Below are 24,626 nucleotides of genomic sequence, written 5' to 3' on the forward strand. Positions count from 1 at the left end.
CAGGGGCATATAGGTCTCATAAATAAATTTTACCCGGATAGTTAGGTCTTCCTTGATAAATTCCCCGCGTGGTATGATAACGGGGTCTGCATATGTGAATCAGGAAAGGAATTATACGTATGGCTCGATTGGTTTTTTTGGGTTGTGTCGCTTATTTTGTTGTCGGGTTAGGGCAGCTCGTAGTTGGAGCTGTAATGGAGCCCATGGTCCATGCTTACGGGATTCATTACGGAGATGGCGGACAATTGGTCATGAATTCGTTCCTGGGCGGCATGGTGGGCGTTCTGCTAGCGCCCTGGACGATCAGACGGATCGGCAAGAAACCGCTGCTGCTGCTGGCGCTGGGCATCATTGTGGCAGGGGAAGCGGTATACGCGCTGCAGCCGCCCTGGGGATGGATGCTGGCTGCGGCGCCGTTCGCCGGATATGGCCTGGGAACGATGGAAGCGATCGTCAGCGCGTTCATCATTGGGGCATCTGCCGGCAATGCCAACGTGGCGATGAGCCGGGTGGAGGTATTCTTCGGTGTTGGAGCGCTGCTGATGCCATTCGCCGGGGCGGCGCTCATTGCAAGCGGGCATTGGGTCGCGGCGTTCGGCGTCGTAGGCGGAATGGCTATCGTAACTTTGGTCCTGTGGCTGCTGTTCTGGCCGTCTATTCTGGATCGTCCAGCCGTTCATCAGGCTCATGAAGCGAATGAGGCAGGGCAAATGCCTAGCCGTTCGCGCATCATAGCTGTGCTGACCGCATGCTGCACCTTCTTCATCGTGTATGTCGGGATGGAGATGAGTTTTGTTCATTATTTGCCATCGCTGCTGGTGCAGAGTAATGGACTTACGGAGGAAGCGGCTTCGCTGTCCTTAAGCGCCTTCTGGGGCGCGATGGTGCTGGGCAGGCTGGCAGCCGGCCAGATGGCGGACCGATGGGGCGGCGCGGCGTATCTGTTCACAACCTGCGCCGTGACTTTTGTGCTCTTCGTGCTGATGGGCGGCTTCGGGGGGCCGTGGGCGATGTTTCTGTTCACCTTCGCGGCCGGGCTCGCGATGTCGGGGATGTTCGCCATTGCGCTTGTGTTCGCCAATCGCGCACTGCCCGGCATGACAGAGCGGACCATCAGCCTGCTGATGGCCTGCGGCGGGATCGGCGGAGCGTTCATGCCCCGGCTAACGGGATGGTTCCTGGACGAAAATGGTGCGGACGCTACGCGCTGGCTGTTCGCAGGCTATGCGCTTCTCATGTTTGGCGTCGTGATTTGGGCCCTGCTTGTATCAAGGCCAACAAAGCAGTCCATGCAGACTGCAAACCATGTAAGACTTCATTCCACTCATTCGTAAAGGAGACAGGCCTATATGAAAGCTATTGTAACGGCAGTCTGGCTGGCCGAGCATGCACAGGATAAGGACTTGGTCATCGCGGATTGTCGATTCCGACTGGATGATGTCGCTGCGGGAGACAGCGCCTATCAAGCGGCTCATCTTCCCGGGGCTGTCCGTCTGGATCTGGACCGCGATCTTACGGGAGCGAAGGGCGAGCACGGGGGCCGGCATCCGCTGCCGGACCTGGCACAGCTGGCCGCGAAGCTTGGTACGCTTGGCATCGGCAACGGGACAACGGTCGTGGCTTACGACGACCAAGGCGGCGCTATGGCCTCGCGTCTGTGGTGGCTGCTGAGGTATATGGGGCACGATGCCGGGGCTTACATTCTGGATGGCGGTTATAGCGGCTGGGAGAAGGCGGGTTATCCGCTGGATTCGGCGGTTCCTGAGCCGAATCCGCAGACGTTCCGTCTGCAGGTCCGCGAGGGGCTGACCGCGGACGTGGAGGAAGTGCGCGGCAAGCTGGGCCAGCCGGGCGTCGTGCTGGTCGATTCCCGCGAAGCGCCGCGCTACCGCGGCGAGGCGGAGCCGATTGACCGCGTGGCCGGGCATATCCCCGGCGCGGTCAACCGTTTCTGGGGCGAAGGCCGCGGCGCAGACGGAGCCTGGAAGAGCGCCGAAGCGCAGCGGGAGCGCTTCGCGGATCTGTCCAGGGACGATGAGATCATCGTCTACTGCGGCTCTGGCGTGACCGCCTGCCCGAACGTGATGGCATTGGAGGCGGCGGGTTTTACCCGGGTGAAGCTGTATCCGGGGAGCTGGAGCGATTGGATTTCGTACAGCGAGAATCCGGTGGCAACGGGGGACGAGTAAGAGCCGAGAGACCGCGTCGGACGCGGGTTTGGGGGTTGTGACAGGTTGCCGATGGGTAGCCTGCTGCGGCCCTCTTTGGGCTTCTCTGCAAACAGCTTGCAAACAAGAAGTCGGAGAAAACAGTTGCAGGAGGCCCGGAGCCAGCCACAGTCGGGTGCCGCCAAAGCTATGGTGGCGTTAGTTCTGTTCATAATAATTCTTCCATGGCGCGTCGATCAAGTGCTTACAATGGCATATGAATTCATGGGTACAGAGCGCGGGGAGATAACGACCGCTGCTCTGTATTTTTTTGAACGATCAGAAAGGCTGAAATGTGGCCGCGCCTTTTCTGATATTTTTGAGGAAGAAACTAACTTTACGCATAAGGACGGCGAAGCCGTTTCTTCTTATATAAACACAAGGACGGCCGGAACTCCTTTCTAAGGTGCGGATATTTTAACAACAAAAATATATCTAATATCATCATAAACATATTGTAAAACGATAAATATATGTTAAAATCGTATTAATTCTTCTAAAGTGAGGGGCTTTTTTATGAAACGAGGAACAACACTATTTTTAAAGGTAGCTGTTATTCTTATTGGAATCCCAGTTCTTGCTTTATGCGTCTTTTTGGTGCCTGAGATCGCGAATTATGCGGTGGAATTGTATCCGGATATGACGTATTTGAAACTTCTCGTGTTTATTGATCTTTATGCATCGGCGATCCCTTTTTACTTCGCCCTGTATCAAGCTTTTAACCTTTTGAGCTACATTGACAAGAACACGGCGTTCTCGGAATTATCCGTGCGGGCTTTAAAGACTATCAAAAACTGCGCGATCGCAATCAGCGGCCTGTATGCGGCAGGCATGCCGCTCTTTTACCTCATCGCGGAGAAAGACGATGCCCCGGGAATCATCGTCATTGGATTGATTATTATTTTTGCCTCTATGATGATTGCCGTTTTTGCCGCCGTTCTCCAAAAGCTCTTAAAAGAAGCTATCGATATCAAATCGGAAAATGACCTGACGGTCTGAGGTGAATATTATGGCGATCATAATCAACATTGATGTGATGTTGGCTAAACGAAAAATGAGCGTAACCGAACTTTCGGAGAAGGTTGGAATCACAATGGCTAACCTGTCCATATTAAAGAACGGAAAGGCAAAAGCGATTCGATTATCCACTTTAGAAGCGATTTGTAAGGCTTTAGCATGCCAGCCGGGGGATATTTTAGAATACAAAAGCGACGAAACCCAAGCATAAGGGAGGCATAACGATGGACAATAACAATCTCATTACCGAAAACATGGATAATCCCCGCGAACTGGAGAGAATGTTTAGAAAAACCCCAGAAGCCTTTAAAAAGTCGTTCTCCCACGCATGGGAACAAAACCCCGATTCGCAGGTTCTTGCCGTTTGGCAGGAAAGGCTGCATTTCAAGGAGACGGAAAATACAGAAAAGACTTCTTTGCTTCGGAAAAATTTCGTATTCGTGGGTATTTTAGCAATCCTGGCCGGGATTAGCACGAGGCTCCTTTTTCATTTTACCGAACAGGAAGCAATAGCCCCGATTAACCTTGTTTTCGGCATACTTCCCTTTATGGCTATCTATTTTGTATACAATAACCCCTCCAAAAAAAATGTGATCTACACCCTTTCATCGTTATTTCTGATCTCCGGATTTTATCTGAATATGCTCCCGCTAGAGAATAAAGACAGCATTATCATGGCTTATCTTCACCTTCCCATTTTCTTATGGGTAGTTATGGGGCTGGCATTTACAGGAAATGAATACGGCAGAGGCAGCGCAAGATTAGCCTATCTTAAATTTAATGGGGAATTTGGCATCCTGTACGCCTGCATGGCCATCAGCGGAATGGTGCTAACCGCAATAACGATGCAGTTATTTAGATTTGTCAGTACGGATATTTCGGAATTCTACTTCAAAAATGTCGTTTTATTCGGTGCTGCCGCCCTGGCGATCGTGGCTACATATTTGGTATCAAGGGACATTAAGCTTGCAAAACATATAGCGCCCTATATAGCCAAAATTTTCAGTCCGCTTGTACTGGCAACATTGCTGGTCTACTTTATAGCGGTTATTTGGATTGGAAAAAATCCATTCCTGGACCGCGATTTCCTCTTAGTTTTCAACGGAGTGCTCCTTAGCGTATTGGCCGTCACCATTTTCTCCATTACCGAAAGCGGCACGGACGAGAAAATGAACGTTTCCGATTATATTAATTTTGCCCTCATCGCCCTTGCTCTTATCATTGACGGTGTAGCTTTATCGGCCATCGTGTTCAGGCTTTCTTCCTATGGGATTACGCCCAACAGACTTGCTGTTTTAGGTGTAAACCTGCTGATTTTTGCCAATCTCATTTGGATTATTCTCTCTTATGTGCATTTTCTACGAAACAAAACCGGACCGTCAGCTATTCAGGATGCCGTTACGAAGTATTTGCCGGTCTACGGACTGTGGGCTGCTTTCGTTACCTTTACTTTCCCTTTGTTGTTTAAGTAGAAAGGATTTGCATTACTATTGCGACTGTTATTCAGCATATTGTCGAATGCCACAAGATCGTGCAGTGAATCCGAAATGAGTGAGGTAGTGCAGCTGGAGTGACTGGATCAGCTATAAGGGAATCCCCGCATGCAGCTAATTCAGCTCAAGTTATCTTTCGACCGCGACCCTATCAAGTAGCCGATAATCGTCGATTCGACGGGGATCACCACGAGCGTCCACATATCCTTTAATCCAAAGTCGGCCGAACGGTACCGGTCGGGCGTCAACGTATAGACAAGAGCGATGAGAAGAACGCCGAGTGCGATCGTCCCTACGATATACAGGCGTACATTTTCTCCTGATCCGAAAAACTTGCCAAGAAAGCCGAGCTCCGCTTTGCGTTTATCACTTTCCGCGTTCGCCGCTATGATCTTGCTCGCTACTTTCGGGTCCTGGATTTCGATCTTATTCATGCTCAGTGACCCCCTCGCCCGAGAAAAATGTAAACGTCAGCGCCCAGGACGACGCATCGAAATTTATGGTCACCTCGTAACGCAGAGAGAGTTTGCGGTTGTTCAGGACGCCAAGATGAACCATGTCGTCGTTGCCGGTCGGCTTGCCTCTCGGAAAGTTGACACACGCGATCCGGACCTCATTGTAACGAACAAGCCGGATATCCGTCATGAAATCGTCCCTCGACGGTTCGTGTTCGATGCAGAAGACGAATGTTAACGGATCGTTTTCTTCCGACAACACGATTTCGATGGGACTCATCCCATAGGCGAATACTCTGCCGTGATACACAACTTCGAATCCTCCAGACGTAATTTTCATCTTTATCCCTCCGAGGCGATCTGTCATCGTACGAGCTTCCTTGATATAGTGTACGAACGAGTGGACGGGTTCATGTCAACAGTCGGTCTGCCCGCGCGAATTGAGCATCAGGGGATGACCGGCTGAACGATAACTGTATGGCGAGACGGCTGTGTTTCTCCTTGCGCCAAGGGAACACGGCCTTTTTGTTCACTGCATAATTTTTCGTTCTAATAGTTGCAATAACATCCTATTTCGCATATACTGAAATTAGTTGCAATAACATCCTATATAGGAAGGTGAATCTGATGGAAGTGGATTGGGCTCATGAATCCAAGGGAGCTGTTGAATCGCACGGGAAGTACATTTCGGCCATTTATCGCCATATGCAGGTTCTAATCGCAGCTGAGCTGGCGCCCTTTCGCATCGGGAGCGGGCAGTATATTTTTCTGATGGCGATCGCGGGCCAGGAGAAGATCACGCAGAAGGCGCTGAGCGAGGATCTGCTCATCGATAAGACAACGACCGCGAAGGCGATCGCCAAGCTTGAAGCCGAGGGATACGTGCGGAGGGAAGCCGATCCCGCTGATAACCGCTACCAGCTGCTCTATCTGACAGAAGCGGGCAGAGCGGTGGTTCCGAAGGTTCAGGAAGGATTGAACCGCATCAAGAACATCGCCCGGAAGGGCATCAATGACGAGGAGTATGCGTTCATGCTGAGCCTGTTGAAAAAAGTGCTCCGCAATGTGAGCGAATAGAAGGGGAGGCGTTGATCCATGAGTGCGAGTGAAAAGGCCGGCTTGACCGATGAGCTGCTGTCTTGGGCAGGGGTGACAGTGCAGCCTCACCGGTTCGGAGGAATCGAGTTTCAGCTGGAAGGCAAGGAAATTGGACATCTTCACGACGATCGCCTCTTCGATCTGCTTTTGCCGAAGGCTGAGCGCGATGTATGGATTCGTGCGGGAAAAGCGGAGCCGCATCATATTTATCCGGAGTCGGGCTGGGTATCCATTTATATGAGAACTGAGGAAGACATTGCCCATGCAATCGAAATTGCACGTGCCAAATACGAACGTATGACAAGAAGGAGGATGGAATCATGATTATGGCTTGCCCGTTTATCGTGGTCGATAATTGCAAAGAAGAGATCAAGTACTATCGGGACGTGCTTGGCGGCGAGATTAACATTTTGAGAAAACAGGGGGATGAGGTCTTGAACGCGGATCTGCATCTGGGCGGCGTTACAATTAAATTTGGCGACACACAGGCTGCCAGGCCTTCATTGAAGGGCGATTATGTAAGGGTCTTCCTGAAGATCGAGGCGGAAGAAGCGTTTCACCGCATATACGGACAATTCGCGGCTGGCGGCCATATTAATACGGAGACGTACGAGGCACCGTTCAACGGATTGCTGGCCGTCGTCACGGATCGGAACGGCGTTTGCTGGGTGCTTTCTTACTACCGGGAGTAGTTGAAAGGACTGGGGTCAGATAGGTGTAAAAAATTATAAAACCGGGAAAGCCTCCGCTGAAAGGGAGCTCCCGGTTTTTTGTCAGCCTTATCTTCTTATATCCAGCCGTATTAGACGCACGTAAACGATTCGATCCGCTGAAGATCGAGACCGGAGAACATCCAGAAGAAGCCGTTCCAGCGAAATCCGGCCACGGACGTCCGGCCGACGAAGACCGGATAAAACCAGAAGCCTGCGCCGCCGCGCGGCCAAATGTACGTATAACGAAACATGCAGCGGGAGATCGCGCCCGGATCAATGGCAAGCGTTGACGCTAGGGGCTGCACTGGGATGTTTTGAGGCGGCGGTGAAGAGGGGGGCTGCTGCCCGCCCTGCATTTGGAAGGGAGGCGTAAAGGCCAAGATAATCACTCCTTAGTGGTTGGTCAGTTGCCCTGCACCCTTAGAGCAGGGAGATGGTGAGAAGGTTAAACAGAACGAGCGGGAGCACAAATCGGTTGTAATAAGGATTAGGGGGAACGGGAAAGAAACCGCGGTTGTGGACCTCGTTCAACAGGCAGATGTAGACAATCCCCCTGTCGCAATGAACGATGTGCCCCTCGAAGACATCGCCGTCCATGGTCTCGATCCTGACCAGCCGGTTGGCGTGGCGGCCGCACAGCTGATGCAGATGGTCTCTAATGGACCGCAGCGTCTCATGATGGTTGGAATCACATTGATAGATCGGGCTCAGCTCGGGCTGAACCGTAGTTTTCGAGCTCATGGCAAAGACCTCCGTATTCATTCGAACATGGAGTATTCTATGCAGGAGCCCAGTCGGGCGTTACAGATGCCCCGAACAAGGGCAATCACGCGGGGATGATCGGGCAGATTGCAGAGGTCAATACGTGGAGCTTCCCATTTACAATTCCAGCAGGGCGCTTGCGCCCGTTCAGGTTTCAAAAATCACTTCACCCGTGCGGGACAAGTCGTAGCCCTGGATGGATTTGAGTTCATGCTTGAAGGAATCGGACCGCAGGATTTGTTTTAAATATTCGATCCATTCGAGGTTTTGCGGCAGTTTAAGCATCACAAGATCATATCTTTCCGTAATCAGCGGGATAAAGTCAACCCCTGCCACCATATACGCTGCTTTCTCGATTCCAACGCCAACATCGGCCTCACCCAAAGCGACTTTTCCGGCAACGCCCATATGATTGGATTCCTCTGTCTCATAGCCCTGCAGGTCTCCAGGCAGGATACGATGAAGCCGGAGCTGCTCGTCCAACAGGATGCGCGCCCCGGATCCTGGCTCACGATTAACCAGGGAGAGACCCCGTTTGCTCAGATCCGCCCATGCCGTTATATTTTTCGGATTTCCCTTTTGCACATAAATGCCTGCGGACCGCATGACGAGATTGATGACCAGCAGCGGGCGGCCTGTAAGGATTTTGCGAATATAGGATATGTTATACTCCCCGGTGTCTCCGTCAAGCAGATGGGTGCTGACCAGATCAACCTCGCCCCGGTAGAGGGCGATCAAGCTGTCCAGACTGCCTACATAGGAGCGAAGGGGGCGAATGGCTTTGGTCGTTTTTTCAAAATGCTTGGCCAGAATATCCAGACTTGCATCCTGGCCGGTGATGATCATGGATTTTACCCCTCCACGCTGGATGTCCCCACTCCTGGAACCATGATCGGCCGACACTGCTGATGGCGCGAATGAATCCCCTTTTTCCCGCTTTTTATACGCCTCCAGATCCACCGCATCCACCCGCATCTGTCTGCCGACCCGATAGGAGGGGAGCTTTCCTTTTTTAATCAGATCGTAGACCGTCAGCTTGGAAATTTTCAAAAGCGCGGCGATTTCCTCGGTCGTATAGGAATCATTGTTCATTCGGCTGTCCACCTCAATGTATGGCTTGATGTATTCTATGATAGCAGGTTTTCATTTTGCCGTGAATATTTATGTCTGTTTATGTCTATTTATATGTAAACCTTATTAGATATATTTAAAAAGCTAAAGATCTGTGCTAATATTCTTCCTATACCTATCAAGTTGAATAAGGCGGGATGAAGCGGATGAAAAAGAAATATTTCATTGTTTTTAGTTTGGTATTGATGATGGTGATGGGTCTGGTTCCGGCGGGTGCGTTCGCAAAAGAAGCCCGGACAGAACTGGTGATCTCTGCAGCAGCCAGCCTTCAGGATAGTCTGCTTGCGATACAGCCTCAATATGAGAAGGAGCATCCGGGGGTCAAGCTGTCCTTTAATTTTGGCGCATCCGGAACGCTCCAGAAACAAATCGAGCAAGGCGCGCCTGCCGATGTTTTCATCTCTGCCGGCGCCAAGCAGATGAAGTCGCTGGTGGATAAAGGCCTCATCGATTCGGGCGATCAGACCACTATTCTTTCCAATGATCTGGTGCTTGTCATGCCCGTTAATACCAAAATCAAGCTTGCAAAGCAAACCTCCGCAGAATTGACAAAAAGCGAATTCAAGCATGTTGCCATTGGGATTCCCGAGACGGTTCCGGCTGGACAATACGCGCAGGAAACGCTGCAATATTTGAAGATTTACGATAAATTGGGACCCAAGCTGGTGCAGGCCAAGGATGTCCGCCAGGTGCTCACTTATGTAGAAACGGGCAACGCGGATGCGGGATTCGTATACCGGACCGATGCTTTGACCTCCAAAAAGGTGAAGATCGTGCTTACGATCGCCCAGAAGGCCTACGAACCGATTGTTTACCCTGCCGGCATCATTCAAGATACCAAGCATCTCAAAGAAGCAGCGGATTTCTACAGTTATATTCAAGGGAAGGCCGCAACAGCGGTGTTCCTGAAATACGGATTTAAACTCCCTGCAGCATCTTGATATGACGATCAACTGGCATGATTTTATATCACCTGTTCTATTGTCATTGAAGATCGGATTCGTCTCCAGCATTGCGGTGTTTCTGTTAGGGACTGCTGCTGCATGGCTGATGACGATAAAGCGGTTCTATGGCAAAACGCTGGTGGAAACCGCGTTTTTGCTGCCGCTGGTGCTGCCCCCGACGGTTGTCGGGTTTGTGCTGCTCATTGTGATCGGCCGAAGAGGCTGGGTTGGCGAACTATTCGAGCGGCTTTTTGACAATACCCTGGTATTTACCTGGTGGGCTGGCGTTCTGGCCTCCATTGTCATTTCCTTCCCATTGGTCTATATGACCATCAAGACAGGCTTTCTCTCCATCGATAAAGACCTGCAGGATGCCTCGCGATCCATCGGCGCGGGAGAGTGGCAGGTGCTCCTGTGGGTAACCCTGCCTTTATCGGCCAGAGCGCTGGTGTCAGGCTATATCCTGGGTTTTGCGAGAGGGCTGGGGGAGTTCGGAGCGACGATCATGGTTGCCGGAAACATTCCGGGCAAAACTCAAACGGTACCCACCGCCATCTATGTGGCCGTCGATAATGGCAAAACGATGTTGGCCTGGTATTGGGTCATCTCGATTGTAATTACTTCATTTTTCATGTTGTTGATCGCAAATTTGAAGAGGAATTAAATGATAGTTGCCATATTGCGCTATTATGACGAAATAGAGGAGCGGCTGCAGTCTTGATGGATGCAGCCGCTCTTTTTTGCATTTCCCGCCGATTCAGCCGCATTCTTGCAATACTGAATGCGGACAAGGAAAATACCAGTTATTTGTAGAAGTTATTGGAGGGATATATTGAATCAGAAGACAATGGAACCGAACGATTCCCACTTTGCGTGTGAAAGGATAAATATGGCGATATCCGACCTTGACCTGATTCAAATCAAGCAGAAAATATATCGGTATTGTTTGCGGATTACGCAAAATCAATGGGAGGCTGAGGACTTATCGCAAGAGGTTCTCATCAAGATATTTCGTGCGGTGGAGGCGGTCCCCTCAAGAACGGTAACGAATGCTTATCTGTATCGCATCGCCAGCAACGCATGGAAAGATAAAATAAAGATGGATAGACATCGCTTGCAGATAACCGACGCGGCTTTGATCGATACAGCCGTCCATGATGGAGAACTATCCGCAAGGGAGCTGCTGGAGGCTCTGGCTGACCGGATATCGCCAAGGGCTATGGTCATTCTTTTACTGATGGATGTGTTTGATTTTACAGCCAAAGAAACGGCAGAATTCCTTTCATCCACAGAAGGAACCATACAAGTGACATTGGGGCGTGTACGGACAAAGTTGAAGAAGCTGGCTCTGCTTGCGGAAATGGATATGAAGCCGGGAGCGCATGATCGGAATTCGCATGCAGGGTTACTGGATCTGGACTCGCTTGTAGAAGCCTTTAAACGGAGAGATCCTGAAGCGATATGCAAATCGTATCTGGGGCTTGTCAGACAGCGGGTGAGAATCAGCAAATTAAGCTGGATAGAGGGCAAGCTTGCTTTCTATATTGAGGATCCTGATGGAAACCGGTTCTTGGTGACGGAATAATAAGATAATTAAGGGGAGGCTGATTATGAAAGGTCCGGATTATAATTTCGATCAACAAGAACAGGTGCAGGTCATTGAGGCCGCGGAACGATTTGCCAAAATGGCACTGGAGAACGATCCAACGGGGCATGATTGGTGGCATATCTACCGGGTCGTCAATATGGCAGGAAGATTGGCGCGGGAGGAAGGAGCCGACCGCTTTATCTGTGTGTTGACCGCGCTGCTGCATGATGTTGCGGATGAGAAGCTCAACGAGTCCAAGGAAGCGGGACTCCGGAAAGTCAGCGATTGGCTGGAGTCCCAACCACTATCAACCGTGGATCGTGAGCATGTGATGGAGATCATCTCCACGATGTCTTACAATGCCGGGGTAAACCCGCCCATGCGTACGTTGGAAGGAAAAGTGGTGCAGGATGCGGATCGTCTTGACGCGATCGGGGCCATAGCAATCGGAAGAACGTTCCTCTACGCGGGATGGAAGGGACATCCGATTCATGACCCGCACCTGCCGCCGCGCGATGCAATGACAACCGGGGAGTACCGACAGGATAAAAGCTCGGCCATTAACCATTTTCATGAGAAGCTCCTTAAGCTCAAGGACCGAATCAATACCTCTTCGGCCAGAGAGATCGCGGAAGAGCGGCATAGCTATATGGAGGAGTATGTAGAACGGTTTTATCAGGAGTGGGAAGGGCAAGTGTAAGCGGGAATGCAGGCGCCGCAAGTAATGATAGTATTCAGGGGCTGTGACAGGCTGCCATAAGGCGGCTTGCTGCAGCTCTTTTTTTCATATAATGGTGTTAAAAATAAAAGTTTCCTTGTTGACACTCTGTTGTCAACAAGGATGATCTAAGATAAATATAATTTTGGTAATGAAAGGGGGTATGGAAATGAATCGGAAGTTGGAGATGCAAAAGATGAGTGGAAATCAGCGGTCAATAACAAATTCCGCAGAGAATTTCTTTGTGAATTCAGCTTGCATTGGCTGTGAAGTCTGCAGTCAGTTTGCGCCGGATATGTTTTCCGTAATAGACAGTCATGCGGTCGTCATTCAGCAGCCTAAGCAGCTGGAGGATAAGCGCCGCGCTTTCCATGCATTGTTGGCCTGCCCGACAGCAGCCATAGGCAGCAGGGAGAAAGAAGGACTCTCCACGGCTTTAACGGACTTTCCGTTATTGCTAGCGGAGAATGTATACAATTGCGGCTTTACATCGGCCAAATCCTATGGGGGCCACAGCTATTTCATTGCGCATCCGGATGGCAACTGGCTGATTGATTCCCCCCGCTTTGTTCCGGCCTTGGCCAAAAAGCTCTCAGAGCTGGGAGGGGTGCGAACGATCTTTCTCACACATTATGATGATGCCGAGCATGCCGATGCCGTTATTTATGCCAAAAAGTTCGGAGCAGAGCGTATTGTTCATATCGAGGAACAGTCAAGGACTTCACAGCAGGAGGCAGCCGAGCATTTAATCGAAGGGAACGCCCCGGTAAATTGGCATCCGGATTTCCGGTTTCTAATCGTCCCGGGACATACCAAAGGTCATATGGTACTGTTATATAAAGGGAAATACCTGTTTACGGGAGATCATCTCTTCTGGCAAAAAAGGACACAATCCCTTGGAGCCATCCGCGAATACTGCTGGTATTCCTGGCCTGAGCAGGTGAAGTCCATGGAGCGCCTGGCCAAAGAAGAGTTCGAGTGGGTTTTGCCTCGTCACGGCGACCAGATTCAACTCGAAGCAAGTCAGATGAAGCCGGCAATGGAACGGTTGCTCCAGCATATGAATGAGATCGACTGAACCGCCGCGGCTTTGCATGGGGCGATGTCTTGCACATATTGCCGCTGCCTAGTGCTGAGAACGGCCGGCACCGTGCCAGAGTATGTGCGAATCGCCGCTTAGGTTGAATATTTGGGATTGGGAGGGACTGCAATGAAGCTGGAACGGCTTATGGCGATCACGATGCTTCTATTAAACCGCAAACGTGTGCAGGCGCAGGAGCTGGCTGAACGGCTGGAGGTGTCCTTGCGTACGATTTATCGTGATATGGAGTCATTGAGTCTCTCCGGAATCCCGATTGTATCGCACACGGGGACGGACGGCGGCTTTGAAATCATGGAAGGCTATCGGCTGGACCGCCAAATGCTTACTTACGATGAACTGACTGCCTTGATCACCGCTCTGCGTGGTCTTCAGTCGACGCAAGCGATGGATCGCCTGAATATGGATCGTCTGCTTCAGAAAGTTGGCGCATTGGTCTCGCAGGCGGAACAAGGGCGTCTGGCTGATCGCGAGCACATACACATTGACTTTACTCCCTGGAAGAACAGTGAGTCCGAACGAAACAAATATGACGCTCTGCTCAAGGCTGTTCAGGACAATAAGCTGATCAGCTGTGCGTATACCGACGGCCAAGGGGGGAATACGAAGCGGTGCATTGAGCCGATAGGGCTGGTGCTCAGGCGGTACGATTGGTACCTGCAAGGCTATTGTTTGGACCGTGAGGATTATCGGACATTCAAGCTTTCCCGTATCCGGGACCTGTGCGTATTGGAAGATTCCTTCCAATGCAGGGATGTGGCGCTTTCCAATCTGAATGAACGATGGAAAGCGCCTGGATATACGGGGACAATTGACCTTGTGCTCAGATGCTCCGGCGAGTCTATAGCTTCGGTTGCGGACCATTTTGACGAGAGTGAGCTGGAAAGGCTGCCGGATGATTCCATTATGGTGCGGACTACACTCCCGAATGAGAAGTGGGTGATCGGTTTTTTGCTGCATTTCAAGTCCGATGTGCTCGTTCTTGAACCCGCTTACATTGCGGCAGAGGTCAGGAGGGTAGCGCTGGAGATATCCGCTTTGTATCGCGATTCCGGACAGAGAAGTGTGATGGGCAGCCCGGAAGAACCGGCGGAAGAGTAGAGGTCGGTAACAGGGTTTTTTTCACTTGAGAACTGAGGAAGGCCGGATTTAGCCGGTTCTTCTTATGGATTTTATACTTTATTTATAGTTTGTTTACAGATTACAGAGAGCGGGGGATTAAGATAAGAATAAGAACATTAGCAGAATGAAGCCTGGAGTTGAATTCGTGAAACAGAAGAAAAGCTGGTGGATTTTGATTTTGGTCTCTTTTGGAATTATGATCCCGTTCATGGTTCCCTATTTGACCCTGAACCCTGTGAACAGCCGTATTAGCATCACATCGGGGACGGTGCAGTATCCGGTGCTGGTTGCTCATATTGCTTTTGCGTGTATAGCGTTAATCGCAGGGTTCCTTCAATTTGCGGACCGTATTCGGCTTCACCGTCCAAAGCTGCACCGCTATGTGGGCCGGGTTTACGTCGGAAGTGTTTTGATAAGCGGGCTTCTTGCCCTGGTATTGGTCTTCTATGTCGGGGATTTCACCAAAGCTGTGTCTTTCCTGGTGTTATCGATTCTGTGGATGCTCACATGCTGGAGGGGTTACCGGACCGCTGTTCAACACAAATTCGACGAGCATCGCATATGGATGATACGCAGCTTCGGGTTCACGTTAGTGGCCGTGAGCGCCAGGCTGCTGGTGCCCCTTCTTCTTCTGACCTACTATATGTTGAATGATTTCTCCCTCCCGGGCGGCCGGGAAAGGATGGTCGGGGAAGTATTGAACGTAAACATCTGGGCCGGCACCGCCTTGAATGTCGTGATTACAGAGTGGGTTGTGCTGCGAAAAATCAAGAGAGCAGGAATATAAAATAATTTTCGTCCCTGTTTGGTTTTCATTCGCATTCTCGTTTATTAGAGGTAAGTCTATAAGGAAAGGGTGTTAGGTATGTCAAGTAATAAGCTGCAAGGCAATGGCTTGAAATGCATCTGCTCGGTGTATGTGCCTGTCAAAGACCCGATCAAATCTGCCCATTGGTGGCAGCAGCATTTCGGGTTGGATTTTGCCGTTCCTTTCAACCCTGAGGAAGCGCAAGCGATCATGAAGCTTTCTGACGGACAATGGCTGCATCTGGTTGAAACGAAAGGCAATATTGATAATCAATTTGTCAACAAAGCAGGCTACGAAATGTTCCGGCTAACCTTTGAAGTCAGGCAGATCGAGGTGCTGCATGATCATTTGCTGGCGAATGGCGTGAAGGTTGACGAGCTCAAAGACCGTGGCAGCTGCGGCATTAACTTTGTATTTTACGACCTGGATGGGAATAAATTTGATATCAATGAAAATGTGAGCGTGCAGCGGGAGCCCGAAGAAATTGACAAAGTGAAGCAGCATTTATTCTCGCATGCGAGATAAGAAGGGCAACAAAAAAAAGAAAATGCGATCCCGAAGGACGCATCTTCCTTTTTTTTGTTTATTATCGATTATTAATAAGGTGCAGATATGGCAACCGCTTGGTAGGATTTCGTTCCATAGTTCCATACAATATAGGCAATTACACAGCCATCGTTTGCGGTGATGCTCGTTGAATAAGGGCTGCCTGCATCCGCCCATTGCCATCCGCCGTATTTATACGTGCCGGAAGGATCGTTTTGAGCATTCTCCGCGTTCTCAAAAACGCCAACCCAGTCCCACCTTCCATAGACTTGAGGCGTTACGCTCCAGTTAAGTATAAAATCTCCTTCATGTACCCCCAAATTAACGGAATAGGAAACGTTACTTTCGGATGCCTGCAACGGTGCTGCTTGATCTTGCAGTAGTTTGGCTTGTTCTGCCGGATTCTCGGCCCTTGCAATTAGATCTTCACTCATCAATTATGCCTCCCATCAAATATAAATCTTTCTATATTTTAGAATAATTACATTTTATGTATATGATTCTAAAGTATGCAACATGCGGCAAACCAGAAAATAAAGCTTTGGATTTTGCAGCTGATACCACATCAAATCAGGTTATGTGTTTTGCTTCTCCTGCAGCAAGGTGATCCAGGCCTTTGTTTATTCTCTCGTACTTAAATATTTCCATTTCCAATCAGGAGTTCTCCGCTGCCGAGCCGCCCATGCGGGGCCATTGCTCAACTCTTATCCGTTTGCCCGTGCTGGACGCTTCACAACTATGCGGTCATTTTGAAAAAGAGAGCATTATCGGTTATTCACAAATGGGATGTATCCTACTATACTGTTTATAGAGAGAATGATAATCAATATCAATTAAAACAAGTAGGGAGTTAGAAAAAAATGAAGGTCATAAACCGTTTCATGTACACTGCTATCACGATTGTAATCATCAGCATGCTGGCTGCATGCGGCAGCTCTGTCAACGATCCGGAGCCATCCGCCTCTGCAAATACGGAGCAGCCTGCCAACGCCGCAGACACTGCAAATTCCGCAAATACTGCGGACACGGAAGGAAGCACTCCGGCCGATGCCGACTCATTCCGTCTGCTGACGGATGTCATGGGCCATGAAGTGAAGGTGCCGACCCATCCGCAGCGCGTTATTGCTCCTTTCATAGAAGATCCGCTAACAGCCCTCGGCATAAAGCCCGTTGCCCAATGGGGCGCAGCAGGCGTTCCGCAGCATTATTTGCAGGACAAGCTGGCGGATGTACCGGTGCTGGACATGGCGGGAGGCTTGAAGCCGGAAGAAACGCTTTCTTACAATCCGGATCTCATTATTTTTCTGGCTCCAACCTATCTGGCCAACGGCACCTACGAGCAGTATGCCAAAATAGCACCAACCTTCGTGCTGTCCGACAATGAGGCCGATTGGAGAGGAAATCTTCAGAAGCTCGGCGCTTTGCTTAATCAGGACGAAGCGGCGGAGAAGGCGATTGCCGACTACGATCAGAAGCTTAAAGAAGCCAAGGAGCAGCTGGGAAGCATACCTGGCAGCAAGACGGCCATTCTCATGCAGGCGGGCGACGAGAAAGGCTTCAAGCTGTTCGGCCCCAAATTTTATGGAGGCTCGATACTCTATGAGGCACTGGGCTTCAAACAGCCTCAGGTGCTTAAGGGCGACTACGAAACCTACTCGCTTGAGACACTTGCACAGTTAAACGAGGTCGACTATATCTTCGTGATTTCGGGCGAGGGACGCGCCAAGCCGCCGGTTGACAACCCATTGTGGCAGGGATTGCCTGCGGTCAAAGCAGGCAACGTCTTCGAGGCGGATTCCGGGCATTGGTTCAATGCCAATCCGATTGCGAACGGCTTGATGATTGACGATGTATTACGGGATATTCATGAATAACAAGCGCGAAATCGACCTGCAGCATTCTGCTGCGGGTCTCATTTGCTATAAGCTGCTGAATGTCGGAATCGTCAAGAGCAGCTTGCGGTCTCCCCTGCAGGAGCGTCATTTTGTGGAGACGAAGTCACATCTGCTCATTCTCCACTGCCCGCAGCGGGCAATTGGTCATCGATGGACGTCCCTGCCCCCTTCGCCCCGGAGCGGTATTCGTCTGTTCGCCCGGCCAATTAGTGGAAGTGACCAACTATTCAGGCAGCGAATCGGGGCTGCTGCTGCTCTATTTTCAGATCCATGTTCTGCCTCCGGAAGATGGGGCCGTTATGTCCTCACCGCACCCGGAAGCTGCTTTTCCCTTTTTGGGTGAAGCCCTGGTAAGCCCGACTTCACTGGTCATCCAGCTGTTCGACATGATAAGCTCCAATTGGAACGAAGGGGTTTCCTCGGCCAGGCTTCGCTGTGAAGCGGGTCTCCTCGAGCTTCTCAGCCTTGTATTGGGTTATCAGGAGCAGCAGGTGGCCCTTGCGCTTGAGAGCGCCCGCCTGGAACTGGAGCGGCATTACCGGAGCGAAATCACCATAGACAGGTTGGCGGGTATCGCCGGTCTGAGCCGGTATCATTTTATGCGGTTATTCAAGGAACGCTATGGCAGAGGCGTTATGGAATACCGGACGGATCTCCGGCTCATGGAAGCCAAACAGCTTATGGAGGGACCGGCTGCCCTCCCGCTAAGCAGCATAGCCTATCAGATCGGCTATAAGAATGAGAACTATTTCAGCAGCCTGTTCAAAAAGCAGACCGGCATTGCCCCCGCTGTCTACCAGCGCAATCAGAAATGCAGGATTGCCGCCTACAGCTGGATCAATTTCGGACAGCTGCTTGCGCTTCAGATCATTCCCTTCGCCGCGCCGTTCGATCAATACTGGACGGATTACTACAGAAACAGGTACAAATATGAAGTAAAGGTGCCCTTAAGCCATCAGTATGAATTCAACCGCGAGGCATTGCGCAAGGCGGAGCCGGACTCTATTATCGCTATGGACAGTCTGATTCCGCCGGAGGAGCAGGAGAAGCTTCGGCGTATTGCGCCGGCCCTGTTCCTTTCCTCGGAGGAAGACTGGCGTCAGCATCTGCTGCGCATAGCGGAATTTCTGGGAAGAACGGAAGAAGCGCTCCAATGGCTGAACCGATATAACCGTAAAGCGGCTGCGGTACGGGAACAGCTAAAGCCCGTTGTAAGCGGAGATACCGTACTGGTTCTCCTGATCAGCCGCGACCAGCTGCATGTTTGGGGAAGCAGGGCGGGAACGGTGTTGTATGATGATCTGCAGCTTGCCATGCCGCAAGCTGTGGCTGATTTTGAATGGAAGAAGCCGATTGGATTGCATGAGCTGGAGGCTTTCCATGCGGACCGGATTCTGCTTCATGTTGAGGGGGACGATGTATCGCAAGCCGCATGGAGCAAGCTGTCCCGGAGGGATGGCTGGAGAAATCTAAAAGCCGTTCGAGAGAACCGGGTTCACCTGATTTCCGGCTATCCGTGGTTCGAGGTCCCTTGGAGCGAGTATACGGCGGATAATTACGACCGTTTTATTGGTGAGGTGCCGGGGTTCTTTGACAGTGGCGCCTTTCCAAAATAACAGGCAGGAATCCTTTCTGATCGTTTTTAAAAGACATTTTCATACCTAATCCGGATAGGGGCGATCCATTGCACACGATACTTATCAACCCTTCGATCAAAAACCACGAGGTGCCCGACCTCAGAGAGCTGGTTGGCTGGGAAAGACGGGATCATGATTTCCCGGCGTTATTGGAAAAATGTAATTTCTGGGCTGGATTGAGGGACGCAGACAATACCCTTATTGCTTTTGGATATATTTGTGGAACGGGACTACAGCATGGATATATGGAGGACATCATGGTGCATCCGGGTCACAGGAAGCAGGGGGTTGGTGTGGCCTTGGTAAACGGCTTATTGAAGGAAGCGGAACTCAGAGGGCTGGAGATTGTAACTGTGACCTATGCTCCCGAGCATGCCGAGTTTTATAAGCAAAGTGGATTTATCCCCTGCCCTGGCGGACTTTGGAGAAAATAATCTTATACTTGTTTGCATGCGGTCCCGCTTATCTAACCTTACGGTTAGGCAGACGGGACTTTCTTTTTTCTCATGTGATTATGTATAGTAGTGTCTACAACGACATGACGGAAGGGAGTACAGGATTTGATCAACCTCGGACGCTTGAACACGCTGCGCAATCAAATCTTTCTCGGTTTCATGCTCGTTATGGTGATCGTGCTGACATCGGTGGGGGTTTTTATGTATGATCAGGTCTCGGTCCTGCTGCGCAACAGTAAGTATTCAATCTTCCGCCATTGTCGCTGCCGATGCATCTCCGCTGGGAAAATTATGAGAAAGTATGGAGTGCCGGAAATATCGATGTCTATTTTCTAAACAGCGTATGGATTACGATTGCGGCCACACTGCTTACCGTTGTCCTGGGGAGTCTGGTCACCTTCGCCATTACGAGGATGAAGTGGAAAGGAAGCTCCCTCGTGCTCGGCTTGTTCATGGTGGCCATGATGATTCCCGTCCACTCTACGCTTATTCCGCTGTTCAGTCTTTTCAACAACATCGGCTTGACGGATCAACCGTTATCGCTCATTTTGACATATGTGGCATTCAATATGCCGATCACCATAATGATCTTGTTAGGCTTCTATTACGCATTGCCGCGTGAAGTGGAGGAAGCGGCGGTCATTGACGGCTGCTCGGTAAACCGGATGTTCATCCAGATCGTATTCCCGGTGACGAGCTCCGTTCTGGCAACGACCGCGATCATTAATATGATCTACAACTCGAACGAATTTATTTTCGTCAATACGTTCATCAGCTCGGATGCCTACAAGACGCTGACCGTCGGCGTTCAGAACTTCATCGGCCAATATTCCACCGATTGGGGGGCCGTCGGGGCGACGCTCATGATCAGCATTCTGCCAATTCTGGTTACCTTCCTGTTCCTCAGCGACCGGATTGTGGAGGGCATCGCCGCAGGCTCGGTTAAAGGCTGAGGCTTCGATACGCTCCAAGGCTAATCGACCCCAGCTGAATTCCATCCTGGGAATGGCTGAAATTCATCAGCCTATAGGGGATGAGAGGATTGTGTAAGGAGGTCAATATCGTCAGCTTAGCTGAAAGACGCCTTCAAGCGAAATAATGAAGCTTAAGCCCAAATAAGGCTATGAAAATGGATTTCTTAGATTACATTAACATGAATTGAATAAATTTACACTAAGGATTTTATGGGTTTTTCCGCTGTCATATTAACTAGAAATTTAGGGGGGATACTGGATTGGACTTCCTTGTGTGCCCTCCAGGAGCTTCGGTTCAAAAACGTCTGACGGTGGAACGAATCATTGACAGCCCATCAGAAACAGCTTAAATTAACATTGACTGACTAAATCAATCTGTTATCTTTTGCTATTTTTCCACTGTGTAACTTGAGACTCGGAACTGCTATGATGAGATCAGAATATGTCCAAGAGGGAATGAGAACATTGGCGCCATTAAACGAAGAACAATTGATACACATCCGCGATGAACGCACAGAACAAATTATGGCCGCGGCACTTAAAGTATTCGCCCGCAGGGGGATTATCGGCACCAAAATGAGCATGATCGCTGCGGAAGCGGGCATTAGCCACGGTCTTCTCTACCATTACTTCAAGTCAAAGGACGAGCTCTTTACGACACTCGTTCAGCGTGCGGTGACGGAGTCGATATCCGCATTGAAGAATGTTTACCAGCTGCCGGGATCACCGATCGACAAGCTGAGAAGTTTGACCGAATCTATGATTGAGGCGGAAGGCGCTCCTTTTTTTATGCTGGTTCATCAGGCGCGCACGTCGGACGGCGTTCCGGAGGAATCCCGGCAGCTGCTTAAAGAATATCCGATGAACGCCTATGTGGATATCCTGCTTCCTCTATTGAAGGAAGGCCAGGAGGCCGGAGAGATTGCGCCGGGCCGGCCGGAGGATCTGATTGCAGATTATTTGTCTGTGCTTTCCGGCCTTATGGTGCTGGATGCGAAGCAGACGGAGGATTACCGGATGCCGGAGGTAGACAGACTGCTGCGTATATTAACGTAATGAAGTCGAGAGCAGCAAGGGATAAATTCAATGACTTCACTGGCCGTTATTGTCAGCATAGCCGGGGTATAATGTTGATATAAGCGTATCGAATGGAGGGACCAGGATGGAATGGAATTACTATAATACGTTCATCACGGTAGCCCGTGATTGTCCTGCGGAGAAGGGCATGACACCGCCCGACAAAAAAAACGGAAAAACAAAGCCCGGCATTGAGTTCGAGCTGGTCGCGGATCATCCCTATGCATACACGCAAGAGGAACTATTATTTGAAGTGCACATCAGGCATAAGGAAATACCGGAAGAGGAGCTTGAGGCGCGGGGGACGCAGATGAAAGATGAATTTTATCAGAAGCCGATGCCCTGCCTGCGGGCATCCATGCTGCCGAAGAAATACGGGTGGGGCATCCATTTCAACGCCGAGGGGAAAATGGCGCTCATCCCGGTGGACTCTCCGGAATATCACCGTTTTGTGAACGGGGAATACGAGGATGTAAGGATCGTGCCGGCGATGAGCAACAGCAAGGCAAAATAACAGCGCGTACGCATCAAACAGGCCGGGAAACGCCGTCATGGGTTCCCGGCCTGTTTGTGTTGTCCTTTGCCGCCAAAGGACGGTAAAGCCGTTTCTTCTTAACCTTATAGCATTTATAGTTTCACGCCTGTAAATGTCTATAAGGTTTGAGGGAAGAAACTAACTTTGCCGCCAAAGCACGATAAAGCCGTTTCTTCTTACGTGAAAAAATCTGGCTGCTCATGCGAAGAAATGTTCTGCGTCCGCTGCGACAGTTAATCATGTTCCCATAAGGAAAGGTTTATATTGACAGGAGAAATAGGGTCTGATAACATGCTAAATGATAATGATTCCCATTATCATTTAATGGCGAATGATTAACTGATGATTATTCCGGGAGGTTTACCATGCTAAAGAGAAAGTCGTTTTTTATTACTTCGGCAATCATTATGATGCTGTCCGTGCTCATCACTGCTTGCGGATCAACGAACAGCGAGACGAACGGCGGCGCTGAGCCGAACACACAGGCAGAAGCAAACAAGACCGAAGAGGAAGCAGCGGAAACCGATAAGGAAGAGGAGCCTGCGGCTGCTGAATTCCGTACCTTCGAGACTGATAAAGGGCCAGTGGAGATACCGGTGAAGCCGCTTCGCATCGTGACGGATTATTATGGCGGGGAACTGCTCTCTGTAGGAGCAAATGTGATCGGCATTGAGCCGACGACCTTCGACAATCCATTCCTGAAGGATCTGCTGAAGGATGCCAAGGATGTAGGCGCGCCTATCAACTCGGAGAAGGCATTGGAGCTGGCGCCCGATCTCATTGTCGTCATGTACGACGACAGCTACGAAGCGTTATCCAAAATCGCGCCGACGCTGCATATCCCCTTTGGCACAGCAACCAACATTCGGGAGACGGTGAGACTGTTCGGAGATATCGTAGGCGAACCGGAGAAAGCGGAGCAATTCCTTGCGAATTACGAGAAGAAGGCCGAGGAAGGCCGTCGAAGCTGAAGGGGGTTGTGGATGAGAATGCAACCGTGGGCTTGTACGAGCTGACTGATAAAGGAGAATTATGGATATTCGGCGACAATGCCGGCCGGGGCGGACAAGCGGTATACGATGCGCTGAAATTCAAAATGCCGCACCAGGAAAGCTCGGGCGAGCAAACGCTGAAGCTGTCCATGGAGGTGCTGCCGGAATATGCGGCCGACTATATGTTCCTGACGACCTACGATCCCGAGAAGAAAGGGGATCAGCTCAAGAAGCTGAAGGCTTCTGGCGTCTGGTCGGGGCTGGATGCCGCGAAGAACAACCGGATTTTTTATAATGATTATGATACCTTCTACCGTTATGACCCGATCGCCATTGTCGGACAAATTGATCTGATTGCCGATATGCTTATTGAACAAGCCAAGGAGAGTCAAAAGTAAGACTCGCCCTCGTCCCCGTCCCCGATCAAAATGAGAAGGCGACTCCCCGCTAAGCTCAAAGAGCCCCATACCAAGGCAGCCTGCCTCGGATGGGGCTCTTTGAAAGCTTCAGGCTTGCGTGTCCCCCAGATTCAGAACAACCGGGCAATGGTCGCTTCCTGTAATATCACAGTCGATCTGCGCATCAAGCAGCTGGCTGCCCAGCCTTGTGGATATCAGGAAATAATCGATCCGCCATCCGACATTGCGCTCTCTCACCTTCGGCATATAGGACCACCAGCTGTAAACATCTGTCCGCTCCGGGTAGAGATGACGGAAGGTATCGATAAATCCGGCCTCCAGCAGCCGGGTCATCTTGTCACGCTCTTCCGCGGTAAAGCCCGAATTGCCGTGATTGGCTTTGGCATTCTTCAGATCGATCTCCTGATGGGCCACATTCAGATCGCCGCAGACAATAACGGGCTTCTTGGCATCCAGCTCCAGAAGATAGGTCCGGAAGCGGTCTTCCCATTCCAGCCTGTACGGCAGTCGGGTCAGATCGCGCTTGGCATTGGGGGTATAGACATTCACGAGGTAGAAGTCATCGAATTCCAGGGTAATGATGCGTCCTTCGGGCTCTTCATCCTCCTCCATGCCGTAACGGACCGACAGCGGCTTGATCCGCGTGAATACGGCTGTTCCGGAATATCCTTTCTTAACGGCATAGTTCCAATACTGTGTATAGTCTTCCCCATGATCCAGGCTGATTTGTCCTTCCTGGAGCTTCGTTTCCTGAATGCAAAATATATCGGCTGCCGTTTCCTTGAAATACTCATTGAATCCTTTGTTCACGCACGCTCTCAGGCCATTCACATTCCATGACACCAACTTCATAATTCCCAGGTCTCCTTGCTGATCGTTAGATGATTGCTGCTACCAGTTTATCATAGAAAGTCGTTCTTCTTGTTTCGATTTAGTAGATC

At 50.5% G+C, this 24,626-nt stretch carries 29 protein-coding genes and 2 pseudogenes; 24 read left to right on the forward strand and 7 right to left on the reverse strand.

The features are described from left to right. Positions 1-119 precede the first annotated feature (119 nt). The 6 genes from AC0YNV_RS34145 to AC0YNV_RS34170 all read left to right on the forward strand — a co-directional run bounded on the left by AC0YNV_RS34145 (position 120) and on the right by AC0YNV_RS34170 (position 4,696). Positions 120-1,334 carry an MFS transporter gene (locus AC0YNV_RS34145; protein ID WP_475772029.1) on the forward strand — a complete coding sequence of 405 codons (1,215 nt, stop codon included), beginning with the start codon at positions 120-122 and terminating at the stop codon, positions 1,332-1,334. A 15-nt stretch (positions 1,335-1,349) separates the two neighbouring features. Then, positions 1,350-2,189: a sulfurtransferase gene (locus AC0YNV_RS34150; protein WP_475772030.1), complete on the forward strand. Its 840-nt coding sequence runs from the start codon at positions 1,350-1,352 to the stop codon at positions 2,187-2,189. Between the two features lie 45 nt (positions 2,190-2,234). Then, positions 2,235-2,612, forward strand: a complete 378-nt coding sequence (locus AC0YNV_RS34155) for a hypothetical protein (protein WP_475772031.1) — start codon at positions 2,235-2,237, stop codon at positions 2,610-2,612. A gap of 111 nt (positions 2,613-2,723) precedes the next feature. Continuing rightward, complete coding sequence (locus tag AC0YNV_RS34160) at positions 2,724-3,206, forward strand: DUF2975 domain-containing protein (protein ID WP_475772032.1); 483 nt, start codon at positions 2,724-2,726, stop codon at positions 3,204-3,206. Positions 3,207-3,216: 10 nt separating this feature from the next. Further along, complete coding sequence (locus AC0YNV_RS34165; RefSeq protein ID WP_210046864.1) at positions 3,217-3,435, forward strand: helix-turn-helix domain-containing protein; 219 nt, start codon at positions 3,217-3,219, stop codon at positions 3,433-3,435. Positions 3,436-3,448: 13 nt separating this feature from the next. Then, positions 3,449-4,696, forward strand: a complete 1,248-nt coding sequence (locus AC0YNV_RS34170; protein ID WP_475772033.1) for a DUF4153 domain-containing protein — start codon at positions 3,449-3,451, stop codon at positions 4,694-4,696. A 140-nt stretch (positions 4,697-4,836) separates the two neighbouring features. Here the strand turns inward: AC0YNV_RS34170 and AC0YNV_RS34175 are convergent, their stop codons facing one another. Both AC0YNV_RS34175 and AC0YNV_RS34180 read right to left on the reverse strand, forming a co-directional pair. Next, on the reverse strand, positions 4,837-5,151 hold the full coding sequence (locus AC0YNV_RS34175; protein ID WP_210046862.1) for a hypothetical protein: 315 nt from the start codon (positions 5,149-5,151) through the stop codon (positions 4,837-4,839). Further along, positions 5,144-5,512 (reverse strand): DUF6864 domain-containing function, encoded by a 369-nt coding sequence (locus AC0YNV_RS34180; protein WP_475772034.1) that lies wholly within the window; start codon positions 5,510-5,512, stop codon positions 5,144-5,146. The genes AC0YNV_RS34175 and AC0YNV_RS34180 overlap by 8 nt, the downstream gene beginning before the upstream one ends. 287 nt (positions 5,513-5,799) lie before the next feature. Here AC0YNV_RS34180 and AC0YNV_RS34185 point away from each other — a divergent pair, with 287 nt between their 5' ends. From AC0YNV_RS34185 to AC0YNV_RS34195, 3 genes are read left to right on the forward strand one after another with little or no spacing between them, the layout of a single operon-like run. Next, on the forward strand, positions 5,800-6,249 hold the full coding sequence (locus AC0YNV_RS34185) for a MarR family winged helix-turn-helix transcriptional regulator (protein ID WP_475772035.1): 450 nt from the start codon (positions 5,800-5,802) through the stop codon (positions 6,247-6,249). 18 nt (positions 6,250-6,267) lie between these two features. Next, positions 6,268-6,594, forward strand: coding sequence for a luciferase domain-containing protein (locus AC0YNV_RS34190; protein ID WP_475772036.1), 327 nt, complete (start codon positions 6,268-6,270; stop codon positions 6,592-6,594). After that, a complete protein-coding gene (locus AC0YNV_RS34195) occupies positions 6,591-6,962 on the forward strand; it encodes a VOC family protein (RefSeq protein ID WP_475772037.1) in 372 nt (123 codons plus the stop codon). The genes AC0YNV_RS34190 and AC0YNV_RS34195 overlap by 4 nt, the downstream gene beginning before the upstream one ends. A 110-nt stretch (positions 6,963-7,072) precedes the next feature. On the opposite strand, the gene AC0YNV_RS34200 is transcribed toward AC0YNV_RS34195, so the two are convergent. From AC0YNV_RS34200 to AC0YNV_RS34210, 3 genes are all read right to left on the reverse strand, one after another. Beyond that, positions 7,073-7,363 (reverse strand): transporter, encoded by a 291-nt coding sequence (locus tag AC0YNV_RS34200; RefSeq protein WP_210046858.1) that lies wholly within the window; start codon positions 7,361-7,363, stop codon positions 7,073-7,075. A 40-nt stretch (positions 7,364-7,403) separates the two neighbouring features. Continuing rightward, positions 7,404-7,724 carry a hypothetical protein gene (locus tag AC0YNV_RS34205; RefSeq protein ID WP_210046857.1) on the reverse strand — a complete coding sequence of 107 codons (321 nt, stop codon included), beginning with the start codon at positions 7,722-7,724 and terminating at the stop codon, positions 7,404-7,406. A 168-nt stretch (positions 7,725-7,892) separates the two neighbouring features. Beyond that, positions 7,893-8,837, reverse strand: a complete 945-nt coding sequence (locus tag AC0YNV_RS34210) for a substrate-binding domain-containing protein (protein WP_475772038.1) — start codon at positions 8,835-8,837, stop codon at positions 7,893-7,895. A 176-nt stretch (positions 8,838-9,013) separates the two neighbouring features. Between AC0YNV_RS34210 and modA the strand changes: the two genes are divergently transcribed. From modA to AC0YNV_RS34250, 8 genes are all read left to right on the forward strand, one after another. Beyond that, positions 9,014-9,817: a molybdate ABC transporter substrate-binding protein gene (gene modA / locus AC0YNV_RS34215; RefSeq protein WP_475772039.1), complete on the forward strand. Its 804-nt coding sequence runs from the start codon at positions 9,014-9,016 to the stop codon at positions 9,815-9,817. 1 nt (position 9,818) lies between these two features. Then, a complete protein-coding gene (gene modB / locus AC0YNV_RS34220; protein ID WP_210046854.1) occupies positions 9,819-10,484 on the forward strand; it encodes a molybdate ABC transporter permease subunit in 666 nt (221 codons plus the stop codon). Positions 10,485-10,652: 168 nt separating this feature from the next. Continuing rightward, positions 10,653-11,405: an RNA polymerase sigma factor gene (locus tag AC0YNV_RS34225; protein WP_475772040.1), complete on the forward strand. Its 753-nt coding sequence runs from the start codon at positions 10,653-10,655 to the stop codon at positions 11,403-11,405. 25 nt (positions 11,406-11,430) lie between these two features. Further along, complete coding sequence (locus tag AC0YNV_RS34230; protein WP_475772041.1) at positions 11,431-12,108, forward strand: HD domain-containing protein; 678 nt, start codon at positions 11,431-11,433, stop codon at positions 12,106-12,108. A gap of 187 nt (positions 12,109-12,295) precedes the next feature. Then, positions 12,296-13,204 (forward strand): MBL fold metallo-hydrolase, encoded by a 909-nt coding sequence (locus tag AC0YNV_RS34235; protein WP_475772042.1) that lies wholly within the window; start codon positions 12,296-12,298, stop codon positions 13,202-13,204. Positions 13,205-13,336: 132 nt separating this feature from the next. Continuing rightward, the gene (locus AC0YNV_RS34240; RefSeq protein ID WP_475772043.1) at positions 13,337-14,326 is read left to right on the forward strand and encodes a helix-turn-helix transcriptional regulator; all 990 of its coding nucleotides are present in this window, start codon (positions 13,337-13,339) and stop codon (positions 14,324-14,326) included. A gap of 166 nt (positions 14,327-14,492) precedes the next feature. Next, positions 14,493-15,134: a DUF2306 domain-containing protein gene (locus tag AC0YNV_RS34245; RefSeq protein ID WP_475772044.1), complete on the forward strand. Its 642-nt coding sequence runs from the start codon at positions 14,493-14,495 to the stop codon at positions 15,132-15,134. Positions 15,135-15,212: 78 nt separating this feature from the next. Beyond that, entirely contained in the window at positions 15,213-15,680 is a 468-nt protein-coding gene (locus AC0YNV_RS34250) for a VOC family protein (protein ID WP_210046849.1), read from the forward strand. A gap of 71 nt (positions 15,681-15,751) precedes the next feature. On the opposite strand, the gene AC0YNV_RS34255 is transcribed toward AC0YNV_RS34250, so the two are convergent. Then, positions 15,752-16,135, reverse strand: coding sequence for a hypothetical protein (locus AC0YNV_RS34255; protein WP_475772045.1), 384 nt, complete (start codon positions 16,133-16,135; stop codon positions 15,752-15,754). A gap of 426 nt (positions 16,136-16,561) precedes the next feature. Between AC0YNV_RS34255 and AC0YNV_RS34260 the strand changes: the two genes are divergently transcribed. The 7 genes and pseudogenes from AC0YNV_RS34260 to AC0YNV_RS34290 all read left to right on the forward strand — a co-directional run bounded on the left by AC0YNV_RS34260 (position 16,562) and on the right by AC0YNV_RS34290 (position 23,664). Then, positions 16,562-17,575 (forward strand): ABC transporter substrate-binding protein, encoded by a 1,014-nt coding sequence (locus AC0YNV_RS34260; protein WP_475772046.1) that lies wholly within the window; start codon positions 16,562-16,564, stop codon positions 17,573-17,575. Between the two features lie 110 nt (positions 17,576-17,685). Next, a complete protein-coding gene (locus AC0YNV_RS34265; RefSeq protein ID WP_475772047.1) occupies positions 17,686-19,212 on the forward strand; it encodes an AraC family transcriptional regulator in 1,527 nt (508 codons plus the stop codon). 68 nt (positions 19,213-19,280) lie between these two features. After that, positions 19,281-19,667, forward strand: a complete 387-nt coding sequence (locus AC0YNV_RS34270; RefSeq protein ID WP_475772048.1) for a GNAT family N-acetyltransferase — start codon at positions 19,281-19,283, stop codon at positions 19,665-19,667. A gap of 260 nt (positions 19,668-19,927) precedes the next feature. Then, positions 19,928-20,641, forward strand: a pseudogene (locus AC0YNV_RS34275) (carbohydrate ABC transporter permease); the annotation flags it as partial. 486 nt (positions 20,642-21,127) lie between these two features. Beyond that, on the forward strand, positions 21,128-21,718 hold the full coding sequence (locus AC0YNV_RS34280; RefSeq protein WP_475772049.1) for a TetR/AcrR family transcriptional regulator: 591 nt from the start codon (positions 21,128-21,130) through the stop codon (positions 21,716-21,718). A gap of 106 nt (positions 21,719-21,824) precedes the next feature. Beyond that, positions 21,825-22,253, forward strand: coding sequence for a DUF6157 family protein (locus tag AC0YNV_RS34285; RefSeq protein WP_475772050.1), 429 nt, complete (start codon positions 21,825-21,827; stop codon positions 22,251-22,253). A gap of 386 nt (positions 22,254-22,639) precedes the next feature. Then, positions 22,640-23,664: pseudogene (locus tag AC0YNV_RS34290) on the forward strand (ABC transporter substrate-binding protein). Positions 23,665-23,772: 108 nt separating this feature from the next. Here the strand turns inward: AC0YNV_RS34290 and AC0YNV_RS34295 are convergent. Continuing rightward, entirely contained in the window at positions 23,773-24,537 is a 765-nt protein-coding gene (locus AC0YNV_RS34295; protein WP_475772051.1) for an exodeoxyribonuclease III, read from the reverse strand. Between the last annotated feature and the right edge of the window lie 89 nt (positions 24,538-24,626).

The organism is Paenibacillus sp. JT31N11 (assembly GCF_056269285.1).

Excerpts from the sequence above, each read along its gene's own strand:
- AC0YNV_RS34145 (WP_475772029.1), top strand. The coding sequence starts at position 120 with ATGGCTCGATTGGTTTTTTTGGGTTGTGTCGCTTATTTTGTTGTCGGG.
- AC0YNV_RS34150 (WP_475772030.1), top strand. The coding sequence starts at position 1,350 with ATGAAAGCTATTGTAACGGCAGTCTGGCTGGCCGAGCATGCACAGGAT.
- AC0YNV_RS34160 (WP_475772032.1), top strand. The coding sequence starts at position 2,724 with ATGAAACGAGGAACAACACTATTTTTAAAGGTAGCTGTTATTCTTATT.
- AC0YNV_RS34165 (WP_210046864.1), top strand. The coding sequence starts at position 3,217 with ATGGCGATCATAATCAACATTGATGTGATGTTGGCTAAACGAAAAATG.
- AC0YNV_RS34170 (WP_475772033.1), top strand. The coding sequence starts at position 3,449 with ATGGACAATAACAATCTCATTACCGAAAACATGGATAATCCCCGCGAA.
- AC0YNV_RS34175 (WP_210046862.1), bottom strand. The coding sequence starts at position 5,151 with ATGAATAAGATCGAAATCCAGGACCCGAAAGTAGCGAGCAAGATCATA.
- AC0YNV_RS34180 (WP_475772034.1), bottom strand. The coding sequence starts at position 5,512 with ATGAAAATTACGTCTGGAGGATTCGAAGTTGTGTATCACGGCAGAGTA.
- AC0YNV_RS34185 (WP_475772035.1), top strand. The coding sequence starts at position 5,800 with ATGGAAGTGGATTGGGCTCATGAATCCAAGGGAGCTGTTGAATCGCAC.
- AC0YNV_RS34190 (WP_475772036.1), top strand. The coding sequence starts at position 6,268 with ATGAGTGCGAGTGAAAAGGCCGGCTTGACCGATGAGCTGCTGTCTTGG.
- AC0YNV_RS34195 (WP_475772037.1), top strand. The coding sequence starts at position 6,591 with ATGATTATGGCTTGCCCGTTTATCGTGGTCGATAATTGCAAAGAAGAG.
- AC0YNV_RS34205 (WP_210046857.1), bottom strand. The coding sequence starts at position 7,724 with ATGAGCTCGAAAACTACGGTTCAGCCCGAGCTGAGCCCGATCTATCAA.
- AC0YNV_RS34210 (WP_475772038.1), bottom strand. The coding sequence starts at position 8,837 with ATGAACAATGATTCCTATACGACCGAGGAAATCGCCGCGCTTTTGAAA.
- modA (WP_475772039.1), top strand. The coding sequence starts at position 9,014 with ATGAAGCGGATGAAAAAGAAATATTTCATTGTTTTTAGTTTGGTATTG.
- modB (WP_210046854.1), top strand. The coding sequence starts at position 9,819 with ATGACGATCAACTGGCATGATTTTATATCACCTGTTCTATTGTCATTG.
- AC0YNV_RS34230 (WP_475772041.1), top strand. The coding sequence starts at position 11,431 with ATGAAAGGTCCGGATTATAATTTCGATCAACAAGAACAGGTGCAGGTC.
- AC0YNV_RS34235 (WP_475772042.1), top strand. The coding sequence starts at position 12,296 with ATGAATCGGAAGTTGGAGATGCAAAAGATGAGTGGAAATCAGCGGTCA.
- AC0YNV_RS34240 (WP_475772043.1), top strand. The coding sequence starts at position 13,337 with ATGAAGCTGGAACGGCTTATGGCGATCACGATGCTTCTATTAAACCGC.
- AC0YNV_RS34250 (WP_210046849.1), top strand. The coding sequence starts at position 15,213 with ATGTCAAGTAATAAGCTGCAAGGCAATGGCTTGAAATGCATCTGCTCG.
- AC0YNV_RS34255 (WP_475772045.1), bottom strand. The coding sequence starts at position 16,135 with ATGAGTGAAGATCTAATTGCAAGGGCCGAGAATCCGGCAGAACAAGCC.
- AC0YNV_RS34260 (WP_475772046.1), top strand. The coding sequence starts at position 16,562 with ATGAAGGTCATAAACCGTTTCATGTACACTGCTATCACGATTGTAATC.
- AC0YNV_RS34285 (WP_475772050.1), top strand. The coding sequence starts at position 21,825 with ATGGAATGGAATTACTATAATACGTTCATCACGGTAGCCCGTGATTGT.
- AC0YNV_RS34295 (WP_475772051.1), bottom strand. The coding sequence starts at position 24,537 with ATGAAGTTGGTGTCATGGAATGTGAATGGCCTGAGAGCGTGCGTGAAC.